This is a genomic window from Shewanella sp. MMG014 (assembly GCF_018100775.1).
In the GTDB taxonomy this organism is placed as follows: Bacteria; Pseudomonadota; Gammaproteobacteria; order Enterobacterales; family Shewanellaceae; genus Shewanella; species Shewanella japonica.
In genome coordinates, this window is record NZ_JAGJDZ010000006.1 from 59,821 (window position 1) to 75,739 (window position 15,919).

Below are 15,919 nucleotides of genomic sequence, written 5' to 3' on the forward strand. Positions count from 1 at the left end.
GGTTAACGTCGTTAAGTTCTAAGTAACACACGACAAGGATTGAATAATGACTTCAAACTATTTAGGATCTTGCTATCAACATTCATTTAAGAAGTAACTCATGACCACCGAGCTTTATTTTATCTACGACTCACACTGCCCTTGGAGCTATGCTACCACTCCGATAGTGAATGCCTTACAAGATGCCTACCCAAAAATGAAGGTACACCTGCTGCACACAGCACATTACATGGGCAAAGACAGTGCAGGCGAAGAGCAAATGGAAGCGGCAGCCAGAGCCAGTGGCCTTAAATTTGGTCGTGAGCACATTCGTTATGTGAATAGTCCCAAAAACTCTGTCAAAACAGCAAACTTAATGGGCTGGCTGCAAAGCAAACAAGCCGACAAGCAATTACCTGTACTTAATGCATTGCAAAGAGCCCATTTTATTGAAGGTAATCCACTGGATACCAAACATGATTTTATGGACATTGTCGCCGAATATAAGCTGTCTCCATCAAACAAAATATTTAGAGATGAGCTAAGTGTCGATGCTGAATGTGTACTTGAAGCGATTGCAGAAATTCAGCAGATGTTAGGCACAGCAAACTTTCCTGCGTTAGTGATGACAGTTGGTGACAACGCGATTTTCATAGACCACTCAAAATACATCAGCACGCCACTTGCCGTTGTTGATGCCGTTAAAAAAGAAATTGCAGCTTTTAAATAACGCCAATATCAATTAAAAAAACACGGTTTATACCGTGTTTTTTTATGCCAATAACACCGGCTTTCTGCACAGGTTTACACAGCCTTAGGCAATTGATTTAGCCAATAATCAATTACCGCTGGCTGGTTCTGTTAGAATGTCGCCCATAATAATATCAAAACGCAGTAGATTGGATTTCATGAAAGAATTTATCATCATTGGCGCTGGCCAATCTGGGCTATCTATGGCTTACAATTTAAGCCAACAAAATAAAGATTATCTGATTCTCGATGCTAATGATTGTATTGGTGCCCCTTGGTTAAAACGTTGGGATTCGTTAACCCTGTTTACCCCCACTGAATATAACCATTTGCCCGGCATGAAATTCCCCTTCCCTAAGGGCTATTACCCCAATAAATATGAAGTCGCTGACTACTTGAAAAGCTATGTAGAACACTACAATATCCCTATCGAGTTTAATCAAAAAATCACTGCCGTCACTAAAGTAAATGGGATTTTTGAAATCACCAGTGCCACAACAAAATATAAAGCCAAACAAGTGATTATTGCCACGGGGCCTTTTCACACGCCCTATACGCCACCATGCCATGTCGATATCGCTGAAGGGGTAACTCAACTGCATAGCGAGAATTATAAAAATCCTTCACAGCTTCAAGACGGTGATTGCTTAGTTGTTGGTGCGGGTGATTCTGGTGTGCAAATTTTATCGGAAATTGCAGATACCGGCCGAACGGCATATTTTTCAGGTACCGATCAAATTAAGGCAATACCGCAAACTTTTTTGGGTAAAACCTTATGGTGGTGGTTTACTAAAATCGGATTTTTATCGGTTAATCGCTACAGTAAAATTGGCCAATGGTTAAGTAAAGGGGTTCAGCCCGTTATTGGTACAGATGTTAAGTCACTACTCGCTAAAGATAATGTCATCCACATGGGGCGAACCTTATCAGCAGAAAAAGAGACAATAACGTTTCAAAAAGGCAGCATCAGCACGATTAAAAACATTATCTGGGCTACGGGTTTTAAACCTAATTTCTTTTGGATTGATGGTATCTCATTTGATGAAATGAATTACCCCAGTAATTATCGCGGCGTCAGCAATGATGTTGAGGGCTTATATTTCATCGGCCTACCTTGGCTTTACACCCGAGGTTCAGCTACGCTTGGCGGTGTATACAAGGATGCCGATTACCTAATGAAATACATTTCTAACAACAAGGTTGCGGCGTAAATCACCTTGGCTGCTGACTTTCCCATAAATAAAGCGAAATAAGATAGTCCTTATTTCGCTTTATTATTGAACCTCTATGATGGCTTATCAGCAATAAGCGCTTTATTTGAATTGACTCAACTGACTTAACTTGAGCTCTATTTAACTCGGTCTCTAGTTAACTTGGGAGCGACTAACTGAAAAGCCAAATCGTTTAGCTAAGGCTTTGCACTTGTGAAGCCAACAGCCAAATCGCTAGCGCGAAAAATATTAACCCCATAAACTTGTTTTGGTAAGTGCGGAACTTTTCATTTTTAAGTAATGGCTTACCTAAGCTGCCAACGAGTGCCACCAGCAGTAAGTTGAACAACAGCCCCATCACATTAAGCAATAATCCCAGTGCTAGCATTTGTTCGCCAGAGCTGGCTGTAAGCTGAGTAGACACAAACTGAGGTAAAAAAAGCACAAAGAAGATCAGCGCTTTTGGATTAAGTAGGTTACTAAAAACTGCGCGGCGATAAAGTAACTTGGCTAAGTTATTTTGCTGCTCAATTTCAGGTGCATCCGCTGCACTGCTGCGCATGCAGTCCCACCCCATCTTTAATAAGTAAGCGCCGCCCAGAACTCTTAATACTTCTAACGCTATTGGGTTCATCGCCACTAATGCTGATACACCCATTGCCGCAAGTAAGGTTAAAATTAACCCTGAAGTCGCATTACCAAAGCTTGCATATACGCCAACTTTTCGGCCATAACTCAGACTTGAACTGGCAATCAGCAGCATGTCAGGCCCAGGGATCAACAATAAAGCGACCACAGTGGTTAAATAAACAGGGAGTAAAGCCAAGTCGATCATGATGAATTAGATAAGTGATTAAACAAGGCGCGGATTTTACAGCTATCCAACATGAATAAAAGTCATGTTGTTTTTAAATGTGAGCTATGGTCGGCAAAGTTTGTTTACGCCAGCTACATGATCATTACTAAGTGACACTCAACTCTCGTTACCGCCTCCAGAACAACATCTGTAGGCAGGGGGAACTTATCGCTTCACTCAACATAGACACACCCTAGTAAACCAAAAAAGGCTTAGTGATTATCACTAAGCCTTTTTTAAGCAAGTTATACCAAGGTGTTTAACGGTAGAACGCTTCCACAGTACCTTTAACAGTCATAAGTAAAGGTTGGCCACGACGGTCTAATGCTTTACCAGCTGGAACTTTAACCCAACCTTCGCTGATACAGTATTCTTCAACATCAAAACGTTCTTTGCCATTAACCTTAATGCCAATATCAAATTGAAAAATCGCCTCAACATGATGTGGGCTGCGTGGATTAACAGATAAGCGATCAGGTAAAGCGGGTTGTGAAGTTGTATCGTTCATGGTCATGCTCTGTAGTAATAAGATCTAGTGCTATTGTAGGCAATACCAACTCTTTGCTCAATGAATATATCTTTTGGTGTGTCCCAATTTGCGGTTAATAAGACATTAACAACGCCATATTCAAGTCTCATCCTGCTATTCGACAACACAATTATTGCCAAGCCGGCGTTTACAGGTAAGTAATGACTAACCCACTAGGGAGTCGCAACGACAGTGCTTATTGTTGGCTAATTGACTAAGCGGCAACCACAGACGGTATTACTTGGCTGAAACAAGACTACAGCAAAGTCTTTGGCATCATCTTGTTCAAGAACTTGTAAGCTCAGATTATGCATACCGTCTCGGCTTAAATTTAAGTTACTGACGTAGGAAAGATAACGATAATGCTCTGGCGGTTGCTGATCTTCAGCCAGTGGGCTTTCTTGCTTAGTATTCACCGAAATATCATAAATCCGATTTTGATTATCAATATGATTTACTTGGCCTTGCATAGAGACAGTGCCCGCAGTGGTGCCATCGATATTAAAATAGCGATAATGCACTTGTACTTGGCCATCTTTTGATAATAAATCCACCAAAAGATAATGATTGCTGTCTTGTGTTTCATTATTGCGATTGTATAACTCAGAACTGCAACTCAACATAAAACTTGGGCTAGTTGTATTCAATTGATACCCGCCAGCGATCCCCGTTGTGAAGAGTAATATTGCCACCAAGCCTAATAACCAACGCCATGAAAAACTCATTGGTGTTCCTCCTGTTCTTGAAGCCAAGCCATGAATCGGTAAACGTCAGTCATGGCAATTACGTTAATCACAAATCTCAACCCCTTTTAACCATTGTTGGCTGACAAACTTTTTGGGTTGTCTCAGGTCGCTTATTTTGAGGTTACGAATAACAGATTGACCAATAAGCTCACCACGTAACGTAATATTAAGTACTTGCTCATCGTGTGACAGTGACAAATAAACACTTTGCAATGAAGACTGCTTACACTCAGCTAAGCTTTGCTCTAATTGGGTGCCCTGCTCTTTTAGTAAGGCATTATTTGTTTTCGATGATGAGTACAAAATCACATCAACAGTTTTGCCTGAGGCCAATGTCACCGTAGATTCACTAAACGGCTGCGCTGGCGATGTCGCTGTTTCCGAAAACTGTCCCCATAATATGATCGTTGTCATTATGGAGACGATGACAAAGATGCCAATGCATGTCGCCAAGATGATCACATTAGAGGGTAAGCGCTGAGATTGATGTTTGCGACTTCGGTGAGGTTTTAATAGATACCCTTGTCCTTTGACTGTTTCTATTAGCGTTTCATACTGCGGGCCTAAAAAAGCTCTAAGCGTGAAAATCGCATGAGTGACTGACGCATCGCTTAATGGTGGCGCTTGTTCGTCCCCTTTTTTCAGCAAAGGTTTAGCCACAACTTGCCCTTGATAATCAATCAATAAGCTCAACACTTGTCGTTCAGCTCGAGGAAGATGCCACACATCTCCTGTCTGTTGGTTAGTTAGCTCACCCTTAGCTTTATTAAACCGGCAATGCCCTAAATGCATTCATCTTTTCCCAACCACACTTCTATAAATACAGTGTAAAAAGAAAGTATAAATTTTTCTGTGATCCTGATTAATTTAGTGGCCTTTTTATAACAAGCTAAAGGGCTTTTATTTACCTTTGCACAACAAAGTGAGAGGCAAGTCACTTAAATTCATAATGTAAATAAAACCAATTAATCGTTAATAGTGCCGTTAATCTTGATTAATCTCATTAATAGCGTGACCCCCCTCACAAAAAGTAGCACGTTGCCTCAAAAAATCATCAGTGAGTAACGGAGTTAACGCTCCCAAAAGCCGTTTTTCTTACCTCCACATTAATTGGCTAATCATCACAAAATTTATCTGCACATTGCTTACATTAACTCTATCGAGCAACGCCTACCAAGATGATAAAAGCCAGTAAGGCACTGACTCGAAGAGATGAACAATTAACAACAAAACAAGCATGACAAGCTTGAACTTAATCAATAAGAAAACAGCAAATAGGGTGATTATTATGAGCATAACTAGACGTCAAGCCTTAACCCAAATTATTGGAATCAGTAGTGTCGCAGCAGGTGCTACTTTAGTGGGTACTTCAGCATTTGCTGCCACTGATGCCGATGGAAATTTCCGTTTAGAACTCGGTGATAAATTAAAGTATGTACCATTAGATGCGATGGCCACAGCTAAACTCGCCTACGAAACAGGTGGGGGCTGTATGCATCAAGTTTTTCACGCCATTATTACTAAACTTGCAGAGTCATCAAGTGCAGATGCGGCTAACTTTGCCTCAATCCCAACAGCATTAGCTGGTTACGGCTGGGCAGGTATTGTTGGTCAAGGCACCATTTGCGGCAACTTAAATGCCGCAGGGATGCTGATTAATATCCTTGATGATATTAACGATCAAAATTCAGCGGTCATCAGCGCATCATTTAGATATTACGAAAGAGAAGATCTTCCACTTTCTTCTGATGAGTTTGTTGCTGGTATTGGATCAACTGCGGAAAAAAGCCTGTTAGTCGGCCTTACTTCTATCGCCAACAGTCCATTATGTCACTCATCAATCAGTAACTGGTCAGCAATCAATGGCGGCAAACCTTTTGTTGAAAAAGGCGAACGTTGTAAACGTCTATCAGCGAGCATGGCCTACTACATCGTCGATTTGCTCAATCGTGCATACGCTGGAGAAGATATTGGCGTATTACCAGAGTCTATGGCATCAGAAGCAACAGCAAGTTGTCAATCTTGCCACGGCACAAGTGACACTATGGGCTCAGCTGCGAGTGTTAAAGGCGATTTAGAGTGTGAAACTTGTCATACCGGACATTTCAATTAAGGAGCCCATTATGAAACGCAAACTTTTGAGCGCCTTATTAACGAGCTCACTGTTACTCATAGGTTGTAGTGATGATGACAATACAACGGAACCTGTCGATCCGCCGGTAGTTGAACCACCGGTAACTGATCCTGTTGATCCCCCCGTCAGTGAATCTGTAGCCATTGATGAAGCAGAAGCGGTAACGTTAACATTAGAAACATTCGACACCGACTCTGGCACACTCACTTTTACTTTGACAAATGATGAAGACAAAGCAATAACCGATGCCTCTAGTTATCAGATTATGTATTTTGGTTATCCTATTTCTGGGTCTAATAACGCTAAAGCATGGAAGCGTTGGCATGTGAGTCAAAGTTATAGCTGTGATACGAGTACTGAAGATGCATGTAATGGGGTATTAACCGAAACAGATATTGCTGGGCAATATACCTTTAATGCCACTGACTTAGACCTTGATAGTAAAGCTGCTGCAGGCGCTGTCGAGCAATATAAAGTGGCCATTTTGATTCATGGGGCTAAGGCGAGTAATGAGTTCGAGCTAATTACAGCCGAAGAATAATCGTCGCCCAGCCTGATACCGATCCCCATACAAAGGCATTAGGCATTTATAGCCGTAGCGTGTTGCTACGGCTTTTTTTGTGACGATTTTTGCGATGAATTCGTCGATAAGAGTGATCAAGGTAACAAATTGAATCGATGTTTATACCTTCACTGTCACTGTGTTTGTAACTGTGAATTGGGTCAGATTCCACGTAAAAAAATGGTGATAAGCTCCGAACATCTTTTTTTATGGAATTGATATGCATACCCTTTTACGTCATCCGTTGATATACCTTGTTACTTTACTGACGCTCTTCAGTCAGCTGGTATTTGCTAATCCAACAGCAATGACACCTAAGGGCAATACTCCATCAACTCAAATATCAATTTCAACTTCAGTAATAACGTCTAGCCATCATCAAGAGGCAAGCGACACATCATGCCAAGCTTGTTCAAACTGTCAGCATGAACATGAAAAAAACCAACAAACAGTTAGTTGCCAAAGCAATAATACTTGTCAATTCAATTGTGAAAACTGCTTATATATCAGCCTAGCAGATACCTTATCCATTCAAACGCCTTGGCATTTCAATCAAAATCTGGGGCATGTCATTGCCACCACCCCGCCTTACTTTCAATCAATCGATGCGTCGCAAGCATTTAAGCCGCCTATCAGTTAACGCTATATAACCGTTTTAGTAACAACGACTAATAACACTTTTATATCTACACAAACGACAATTTACGGACGAAATGACGCAGGTTATCGTCCGACTATTTCATGGAATTAAGCAATGAAAAACATTATCTATATCGTACTGAGCCTCTTTTTAATTAGCTCTACTGTGCAAGTCGCCACAGCCGCACATCACGTTAGCGAGCAGCATCAATCACATGTTTGCCCTATGCATCCCGAAGTCACAGGTAACGCTGGAGATACTTGCCCTAAATGCGGAATGAACTTAGAACAAGCCCATAAAACTGACGGTGATCACTGCCCTAATAAAGGCCACTGCAAAGGTTGTGATGGCAAAGCCAAATGCGAAAACTGTAAAAAGTGTGAAAACTGCAAAGGTTGTGACGGTAAAACCAAATGCGAAAACTGTAAAAAGTGTGAAAACTGCAAAGGTTGTGATGGCAAAGCCAAATGCAAAAACTGTAAAAAGTGTGAAAACTGCAAAGGTTGTGATGGCAAAGCCAAATGTGAAAACTGTAAAAAGTGCGAAAACTGCAAAGGCTATGACAGTAAAACCAAATGCGAAAACTGTAAAAAGTGCGAAAACTGCAAAGGCTGTGACGGTAAAGCTAAATGCGAAAACTGTAAAAAGTGTGAAAACTGCAAAGGCTGTGACGGTAAAGCTAAATGCGAAAACTGTAAAAAGTGCGAAAACTGCAAAGGCTGTAACGGTAAAACCAACTGTGATAACTGTAAAAAGTGTGCTGATAAAGCTAACTGCAAATGCTGTTCAGCAAAACATGCACACAAAGATCATAAGACCAAGCAACATACTCATGCTTGCCCAATGAATGCCAGTATTACAGGTGTTGAAGGTGATAGCTGCCCTAAATGCGGCATGAAACTGATGCCAATGAGCGCCGAAAAAACTGAACACGCTCACCATTAGGCATATCTGATACCGCTAATTAACGATTAATTAGCGGTTTACATTTTGACTATAGATACTTTTTAAAAGCCTTACATATACATCTGACTATCGTAAGGCTTTGATGACTTTCTTCGCCCAACGCCTTCTGCTTTATTCTGTTCAACGGACTCTGTTCAACTAACTCTGTTCAACGGACTATGTACAACTGACTCTGTTCAACTGACTCTTTCAACTGACTCTGCTCAACGGGCTTTGTTTAAATCATCTTACACTTATTCAAATTATTATTTTTGCCAATAAAATGATTGTCACGAAACGTACAAAACGGCTTTTTATTCAACAAAAAGTAACCGTTAAAAAATCGTATCACGGCCACCAACTGAACAAAGTCTAACCAATCAGCGCGAAAAAACACCGCACGTTGTTAGATTATTATATTTAATTGTGAAACTTCCTCATGTTTTTAGTATAAATGCCGTTATAGTCAGCACCCTTGATTAGGTTAGCCAAAGGCAGCCTAGATGTATCAACACACCCAGTTAATCGGTGTGTAGGAGTTATGTTAATGAGCTTTTTATCTACATTATCCATTCGGAATAAGTTAATAACTGCAATGTTATTTGCTGTCATTGTATCCACCAGCGTCGTTGCTTATGTAGGCCAAAATAGCGCTAAATCCTTATTATCAGAGCGATTAGAACAGTCGGATATGCCTAACCTAGTCCAGCGTATTCGTAATGCTATCGATGGCGAAATTAATCAGATGAAAGTCGTCACTCGAGCTATCGCAAATAACAGCATGATCCAACTTTGGATAGACCAAGGTGAAAGTGTTGAAGGTGAGCAGTACTTAATCGATTACTTAGCGAAAACAGCCAGTGATAACGGCTTTAGTAATGCCTCATTTGTCGATAAAAACAGTCACAAATATTGGAATCAAAATGGCTTTTTACGCGTACTGGATCCCGGCCATGATAAGTGGTTTTTTCGCTTCACTGAAAGCGGCAAAAACGAGTCGACGAGTATTTACCATGACAGTGTTGGCCAAACTGATATTTTCATCAATTATCAGCAAGAAAATGGCCAAGGCCTAAGCGGTGTGTCTAAATCTTTTGATGAAATGGTTGATTACCTCAACAGTTTTCAAATCGAACAAACGGGTTTTGTTTACCTCGTTGATGGTGACGGTGTCATTAAAGTTCACCGCAGTATCGATTATAAATCGGGTAAAACATTAGCTGATATATATCCGAGCATTAACAGTCGTCAATTGTTAAACCAAAACAACTATGCTTTTGCAATGGCTGATGAGCAACTCATTGCTTCAAGTTATATCTCAAGTTTAGGCTGGTATGTCATCGCTGAAGTCCCTCAAGAGGAGCTATACGCTGGCTTAGATACTTCACGTAATAATATCTTAATTACGTTCTTTATCATTGCCGTCCTCTTTATTGCGATCAGTATTTACCTTGGCAACAGCTTAGTGCGTCCATTAAATCAATTAGCTGATACCTTTAAAGAGCTCGGCGAGGGTGAAGGTGATTTAACTCAGCGTATTAACGAAAATGGCAATGAAGAAATGCGCCGTTTAGCTCAAGGGTTTAATGCCTTTATTAGTAAATTGCACTCTGTAGTTCAAGAGCTAGCTGCAACCTCAAACAAGGTGAATGACGCTTCTCAACATGTCTATAGCGATGCACAACATTCTAAAAAATCTGCGGATATCCAAAGTGATGGAGCGCATCAAGTTTCTGTAGCCATTAACGAAATGGGCAGCACAATTGCAGAAATAGCAAACAGTGCCTCCATTGCAGCTCAAGCCACTAATGATGCGACCATAAAAGCGCAACGGGCGCAAACTGTGGTTGAAGAGTCAAACACGACCATCACAGATATGGCGTCTAATATGGAAAACGTCTCAGAAAATATTGTCAAGTTAGCAGAAAAAAGTGACTCAATATCGAGCGTGTTAGATGTGATTCGTGGGATTTCAGAACAAACGAACTTACTAGCATTAAACGCCGCTATTGAAGCTGCTCGCGCTGGTGAACAAGGCCGTGGTTTTGCCGTTGTTGCAGATGAAGTGAGGAACTTAGCCCAGCGCACCAGTGAATCAACTGATGAAATTCACGCTATGATTTCTGAGCTACAAAACGGCGCCAAAGCTGCCGTAGCATCAGTCCACGAAGGACGTGAGCATGCAAAACTAGGCGTTAAAGCGTCAATGCGAACGCATCAGGCACTGGAAGAGATTGCAGGTAATGTTCAGCATATCTCAGATCTCAATACCCAAATAGCCACTGCGACTGAAGAGCAATCTGTGGTGATTAACGAAATTAATCAGCATGTGGTCAACATTGGTGACAGCAGCCAAAGCAGCGCCCAAGCTTCAGCCAGCATTGAAAGCTCAAGCAATGAGCTAAAATCAATGGCAAATGATTTAGACGGACTTGTGGGACGATTTAAATTAACCTAACTTCGCCACCATTTAACAGTAAGCAAAATAAAAAAGCCAAACACATTGTTTGGCTTTTTTGTTGCACAACGCTTGATTTATCTACCTATCAATTGCTTATTATGCTGAGCATCACTCACCACACAAAAAGGGTTCAGATTAACCTAACGAGTGCTATCAAACCTGTTTATGTACAAGGCCTAGTTATTTGACCAAGCATTTAAATTGACAGAACCTCCGCCACCAATCAGCTCAATCGCAAAAATTTGATAACCCCAATTACCAATATACGGATATTTTTCATGCTTATATTCATGCGGGTTTATCCACATTTGAAAATGCTGACCGACATTAATCTCACCGTTGTCACGCTGATTGTAATAGTCACGAATTGCCCAGTATTGTTTAAATGTTGTTAGCCCAGGCCCATAGGCATGGGGCTTATCGGTGCGTGTTGAAACATAGTAGTCGTACTTAGCACCATCTACATTTTTAGTTCCTAACCAACGTGCACCATTGTCTTTGCCATCATCATTTTGATGCTCGGGATACCAACCATTGTGCTTATCAATAATGTAGTATTCGGCCATACCATCGTAATTGGTGTTATTGCTTTTAGTCCAACCATACAATGCAAAAACTGACTTTTGGCTGCTGTTATCAGGATAGTAATTTTCAATACTAAAGTTGACTTTGCGCCATTGATGCCCAGTTTGCCAACCTCGACCTGACACCACGTTTTGCGAGTTTCCAGACATTTTTATATAACTTGCGGTATAGCTAGTGGTGTAAAGATAAGTATTTGGATCGTTGTTCAATTCATAGTGGCTGGTGAAGTACCCTTGCTCAGTATTTGGAAATCTGGCTTCGGAAGTTTGAAACGTTTCAGCGGCCTGTATATTCCCAGAGGTGACACAAAAGGCTGCGGCAACCAACAATGCCCTTATATATGTATTTCTATTTGTATGTGAGTTCATAGTTTCCCCATTTATATATCTAAATATATTAAAAGGTGGTGTTATCTCAAGTACCGCATGAGGTTATTTATCCTCATAAATCAATGCTTAATAACGACACCGTGTTCTACAAACAGAAAACAGGGTTTACCTATGACGCCAACCTAGATTGTAATAATCTCGTCTGTTAAAAAGCAAAATTACATTACCTTGCCCACCTAAAAATTGATGATTATCGCCAATGAATTTATTTACTTAATTAAGACAACAAAATAGACCTGCTTCATTACTCGACGACCTATTAGTACATATGACTATAAGCCGTGTCAACATAAGCAATGGCGAATATACATCAAAAGTATGAATACAACTGGCTAGGTGTAGGCGGCTAAAGCTGTGTTAATAACGAGGCGACAAACACTCGTCAAAATTAACTTAAGAAGTTGAAATAAATAACGTTATAGAGGGTAAACAAAGCAATATAGGAAGGGAGATGACCAGCCAAAATAAAGCGCTTAGAAATCAACAAAAAATGATGCTAAACATGGCGAGTCAATAAGCAAGTAAAGTTGGCGAATATAAATAGGCTTTATACTCACCATGATTAATCTGTCATCGGCTATTTACTGCTTTGCTGCTTAAAGTAATCCCAAGCGTTAACAATACGGCCATCAGCGAACTTACATTCGCTAGTGTTGATATCGTATTCTCCTTGGGATGATATGCAATAGGCCGCAGCAGGATTTTCTAGCCCTACAGATTGATCTGCATGATATTTTCTATAAAACTCCCAAGCATCCACTTGGGTATTGTCTTCAAGCATACATTGCCCAGAAGAAATATCATATTTACCCCGCTCAGCACAAAATACAGCGGCAGGATTGGCAAGTTTTTGCTGGCTTGATTCAACCTGACTTTGTTTATTGTCACTGCAAGCAGACATCATACAGAACAAGCCAACCAGCCCTATGATTTGATAACGTTTCATTGTTGTTCCATCCTTGAAAATTAATGTGTTCACATAAGTTGATTAAGCAGCGTTTAGCAAAGGTTTTCAACGCTCATGATAACTGCTGAGTGACTAATAAGCGCTGACAGAGTTTAATAAAATCAGATGATGTAACAATCCCTAACACTCTGTTGTCTCTGTCTAAAACAGGCAAACAACCTAGTTTATTGTCGATAAAATATTGCACGACAACAGGAAGTGGCTCATCTAATCCTAATTTATCGACTTGGGTATCCATAATATCGGCGATAGGGGTATAGCGCTCTTTTCTATCTAACGCTCCTTGACCGTATTTATTGAGCACACTTAGCACAGTTGCAATCATTTTTTTATGGGTCAACATGCCGACAAATTTGCCATCGGATTCAGAAATAACAGGAAGATGACGCACATTACGGCTTTGCATTAATTGGTGAGCGTCTTTCAGGCTGGCCTCATTACTAATACAAATAGGATTAGGGGTCATGATATCGCTTACTTTCATCGTATTATTCCTTATACAGATTATGTATAAATTCTAATCAAACCCGTCATGAATAGCGAGTAATTAACAAGCAAATCAGCCAAATAACAATGATGACTATAGCTGCTTTTTCGCTATTTCACCTTCTACCAACAAATATGCTCGCCAGTAGTTAAATACACCACCCAATAAGAATAACAAGCTGCCAATCATGTACTGCCAAGCAAGAAAGTTAAGAATAAGTAAGTGATCATTTGATGACTCAAAAGCCCATAAATATGGCACGGAAGCCAAGCCATAAAGAACTGAACCAACGATGAAGCAAATCGAAGTAAGGTTCATCAACTGAAGTAACTGCACTGAGTCTGCTTTGACGATCAAAAATACGTTAGCCGCTGCGCCAACAACAAATAACGTGCTACCAATAATAAACAACCAGGTGCTGATTAACGGCCAATCCACTTGAGGAAAACTCGCTAACCGACCAAATACAAAACATAAGGTGCCAAACAGGTATGTCGCCCCTGCAAAATACTCAACAACCTCGTCTACTTGATGGGATGTATGACTTTTCCAATAACGCCGGATCTCTGCCATATCGTGAATATTAACCACTAAGTAAGTTAACGATGCAGCTAGAAAAATCCACCCACCAATATAAGCGTATTCAGCTCGGCTAGGAAAAAAGAAGAAACTGCCAATAACAAATAAAATGCCACCTAATTTATAGGCAATAGCATTGATCGTTTCCCAGCGAAACTGAGATCTTAAGGCTTTTTTATCCGCGGTTAAATTTAAGATACGGCGACGATTTGAAAAAGCATGTGGCATAGGTTTGATATCTCGATAGGTTTTGTCTTTGCTCAATTCAGCACTAACGCCAGTGATTAATGCTATCGTCATCGATAATAAGGATTAGTGCGAATCTTATATGAAGGAGCGAACCCTACAAATAACCGTATTTGATTAGCACTCAACCAAGACAACGTTGACTTAATCACAAACACAGATGTAGTTAGAAAAGAAATAGAAAAACCAGAATGGGGTGAAATACACCCCACTGATGACGAATGACTGTTCTGGTTGATGGCAAATCTTATCAATGACAGCTCTTGTAAATAATAGGCCTTGTCAATGACAGTTCGTGCAAATGACGGCCCTTATAGATGGCAGCTCTTGTTAATGACAGCTCTTGTCAATGACAGCTCTTGTCAATGACAGCTCTTGTCAATGACAGCTCTTGCCAATGACAGCTCTTGTCAATGACAGCTCTTGTCAATGACAGCTCTTGTCAATGACAGCTCTTGCCAATGACAGCTCTTGTCAATGACAGCTCTTGCCAATGACAGCTCTTGTCAATAACGGCTCTTGTTAATGGCAGCTCTTGTCAATGACAGCTCTTGTCAATGACAGCTCTTGTCAATGGCAGCTCTTGTCAATGACAGCTCTTGTTAATTACGGCTCTTGTTAATAACAGCTCTTGTAAATAACGGCCCTTATAGATGGCAGCTCTTGTTAATGACAGCTCTTGTCAATAACGGCTCTTGTTAATGGCAGCTCTTGTCAATGACAGCTCTTGTCAATGACAGCTCTTGTTAATGACAGCTCTTGTCAATGACAGCTCTTGTCAATGGCAGCTCTTGTAAATAACGGCTCTTGTCAATAACGGCTCTTGTTAATGAAGGCTATCTGAAGGAGTCTGGTAATCAAACTTGGGCATTGACCACTGATATCGAATCGCCAGCATTCTGAAACTAAAGCCAAATATCACAGCAATTGATAAGCTTATCCATTCAACAACACCGCTGAATTTCATCACCACATACAAGGCAGCAGTTGCGAGAGCGACAAGTGCATAGAGCTCTTTTTTAAAGATAAGCGGCACCTGATTACATAAAATATCTCGAATGACGCCACCAAAAACACCCGTAACAACTCCCATAACGATCGCAATTTCAGGACCATAACCAAGCATCAAGGTTTTTTGTGCACCCACAATAGAAAATACCGCTAACCCGACTGCATCAATTGCCAAGAATAGGCGCGAAAGGTAACGCATTAACGGTGCTATCATCACCGTCAGTAAAGATGCGGTAGCGATGGCTAACAAGTAGTGCACGTTTTCAATCCATATAATGGGATAATTTCCCAGTAACATGTCTCGTAATGTGCCACCACCAATGGCAGTAACACAGCCAATGATAACGACACCAAACAAATCCATTTGTTTTTTACCTGCGGCCAACGCGCCTGTCATCGCTTCAGCTAGGATACCAACTAGCCATAAGGCACTGATCACTTTAACTTCTAACATAACACGCACTAACAAATAAAAAAGGAAGCAAATATTGCGCTCATCCCCGCTAAAAATACAGATATGATTTCTAATTTTACCATTACATTTTCTAATGCTTTTACAGTAAAAAATTATGCAGGTATCTATATATATGAGGTAGGCAGACTTAAAAACAAAATTTAGTAATAAATAAAATAGCTAACATAGTATTTATGCAACCAAAATAAATAAGGACACTAGATACACCAAAAGTTACATTAACCTTATCCTATTCGCTATTATTATGTTGTTGTGTATTCCAACTGCCGCCATTCAACACACTGAATTACTATTAGAGTCGACAGTAATTTCAGTCAGGGTTTGGCAACACAAAACGATTAGGCTTTTATCATTTAGCCGCTGAATG

16 protein-coding genes are annotated in these 15,919 nt (G+C 40.5%); 7 read left to right on the forward strand and 9 right to left on the reverse strand.

Going from position 1 to position 15,919, the window contains the following annotated elements; translation table 11 throughout:
* Nucleotides 1-100 precede the first annotated feature (100 nt).
* Both J8L86_RS11240 and J8L86_RS11245 read left to right on the forward strand, forming a co-directional pair.
* On the forward strand, nt 101-709 hold the full coding sequence (locus tag J8L86_RS11240) for a hypothetical protein (protein WP_055022545.1): 609 nt from the start codon (nt 101-103) through the stop codon (nt 707-709).
* A gap of 178 nt (nt 710-887) precedes the next feature.
* Nucleotides 888-1,940, forward strand: coding sequence for an NAD(P)/FAD-dependent oxidoreductase (locus J8L86_RS11245; RefSeq protein WP_247663348.1), 1,053 nt, complete (start codon nt 888-890; stop codon nt 1,938-1,940).
* A gap of 193 nt (nt 1,941-2,133) precedes the next feature.
* On the opposite strand, the gene J8L86_RS11250 is transcribed toward J8L86_RS11245, so the two are convergent.
* The 4 genes from J8L86_RS11250 to J8L86_RS11265 all read right to left on the reverse strand — a co-directional run bounded on the left by J8L86_RS11250 (nt 2,134) and on the right by J8L86_RS11265 (nt 4,863).
* Nucleotides 2,134-2,775 (reverse strand): LysE family translocator, encoded by a 642-nt coding sequence (locus tag J8L86_RS11250; RefSeq protein ID WP_197495551.1) that lies wholly within the window; start codon nt 2,773-2,775, stop codon nt 2,134-2,136.
* Nucleotides 2,776-3,055: 280 nt separating this feature from the next.
* The gene (locus J8L86_RS11255) at nt 3,056-3,304 is read right to left on the reverse strand and encodes a DUF3297 family protein (protein WP_055022548.1); all 249 of its coding nucleotides are present in this window, start codon (nt 3,302-3,304) and stop codon (nt 3,056-3,058) included.
* A gap of 227 nt (nt 3,305-3,531) precedes the next feature.
* Nucleotides 3,532-4,050 (reverse strand): hypothetical protein, encoded by a 519-nt coding sequence (locus tag J8L86_RS11260; RefSeq protein ID WP_055022549.1) that lies wholly within the window; start codon nt 4,048-4,050, stop codon nt 3,532-3,534.
* A gap of 63 nt (nt 4,051-4,113) precedes the next feature.
* Entirely contained in the window at nt 4,114-4,863 is a 750-nt protein-coding gene (locus tag J8L86_RS11265) for a helix-turn-helix domain-containing protein (protein WP_211030362.1), read from the reverse strand.
* Nucleotides 4,864-5,359: 496 nt separating this feature from the next.
* On the opposite strand from J8L86_RS11265, the gene J8L86_RS11270 reads away from it, so the two are divergent.
* The 5 genes from J8L86_RS11270 to J8L86_RS11290 all read left to right on the forward strand — a co-directional run bounded on the left by J8L86_RS11270 (nt 5,360) and on the right by J8L86_RS11290 (nt 10,810).
* On the forward strand, nt 5,360-6,184 hold the full coding sequence (locus tag J8L86_RS11270) for a cytochrome c3 family protein (protein WP_055022551.1): 825 nt from the start codon (nt 5,360-5,362) through the stop codon (nt 6,182-6,184).
* A gap of 10 nt (nt 6,185-6,194) precedes the next feature.
* On the forward strand, nt 6,195-6,746 hold the full coding sequence (locus J8L86_RS11275) for a hypothetical protein (RefSeq protein WP_065109889.1): 552 nt from the start codon (nt 6,195-6,197) through the stop codon (nt 6,744-6,746).
* A 241-nt stretch (nt 6,747-6,987) separates the two neighbouring features.
* The gene (locus J8L86_RS11280; protein ID WP_065109888.1) at nt 6,988-7,407 is read left to right on the forward strand and encodes a hypothetical protein; all 420 of its coding nucleotides are present in this window, start codon (nt 6,988-6,990) and stop codon (nt 7,405-7,407) included.
* A 114-nt stretch (nt 7,408-7,521) separates the two neighbouring features.
* Entirely contained in the window at nt 7,522-8,352 is an 831-nt protein-coding gene (locus J8L86_RS21170) for a heavy metal-binding domain-containing protein (protein ID WP_247663349.1), read from the forward strand.
* A 547-nt stretch (nt 8,353-8,899) separates the two neighbouring features.
* A complete protein-coding gene (locus tag J8L86_RS11290; protein ID WP_211030364.1) occupies nt 8,900-10,810 on the forward strand; it encodes a methyl-accepting chemotaxis protein in 1,911 nt (636 codons plus the stop codon).
* Between the two features lie 179 nt (nt 10,811-10,989).
* On the opposite strand, the gene J8L86_RS11295 is transcribed toward J8L86_RS11290, so the two are convergent.
* From J8L86_RS11295 to J8L86_RS11315, 5 genes are all read right to left on the reverse strand, one after another.
* Nucleotides 10,990-11,766 carry a glycoside hydrolase family 11 protein gene (locus J8L86_RS11295; protein ID WP_211030365.1) on the reverse strand — a complete coding sequence of 259 codons (777 nt, stop codon included), beginning with the start codon at nt 11,764-11,766 and terminating at the stop codon, nt 10,990-10,992.
* 598 nt (nt 11,767-12,364) lie between these two features.
* Nucleotides 12,365-12,733 carry a DUF333 domain-containing protein gene (locus J8L86_RS11300; RefSeq protein ID WP_211030368.1) on the reverse strand — a complete coding sequence of 123 codons (369 nt, stop codon included), beginning with the start codon at nt 12,731-12,733 and terminating at the stop codon, nt 12,365-12,367.
* Between the two features lie 73 nt (nt 12,734-12,806).
* The gene (locus tag J8L86_RS11305) at nt 12,807-13,238 is read right to left on the reverse strand and encodes a CBS domain-containing protein (protein WP_055022559.1); all 432 of its coding nucleotides are present in this window, start codon (nt 13,236-13,238) and stop codon (nt 12,807-12,809) included.
* Nucleotides 13,239-13,334: 96 nt separating this feature from the next.
* Complete coding sequence (locus J8L86_RS11310) at nt 13,335-14,084, reverse strand: YrhK family protein (protein WP_211030369.1); 750 nt, start codon at nt 14,082-14,084, stop codon at nt 13,335-13,337.
* Between the two features lie 808 nt (nt 14,085-14,892).
* Nucleotides 14,893-15,531, reverse strand: coding sequence for a trimeric intracellular cation channel family protein (locus tag J8L86_RS11315; protein WP_211030371.1), 639 nt, complete (start codon nt 15,529-15,531; stop codon nt 14,893-14,895).
* Nucleotides 15,532-15,919: the final 388 nt, after the last annotated feature.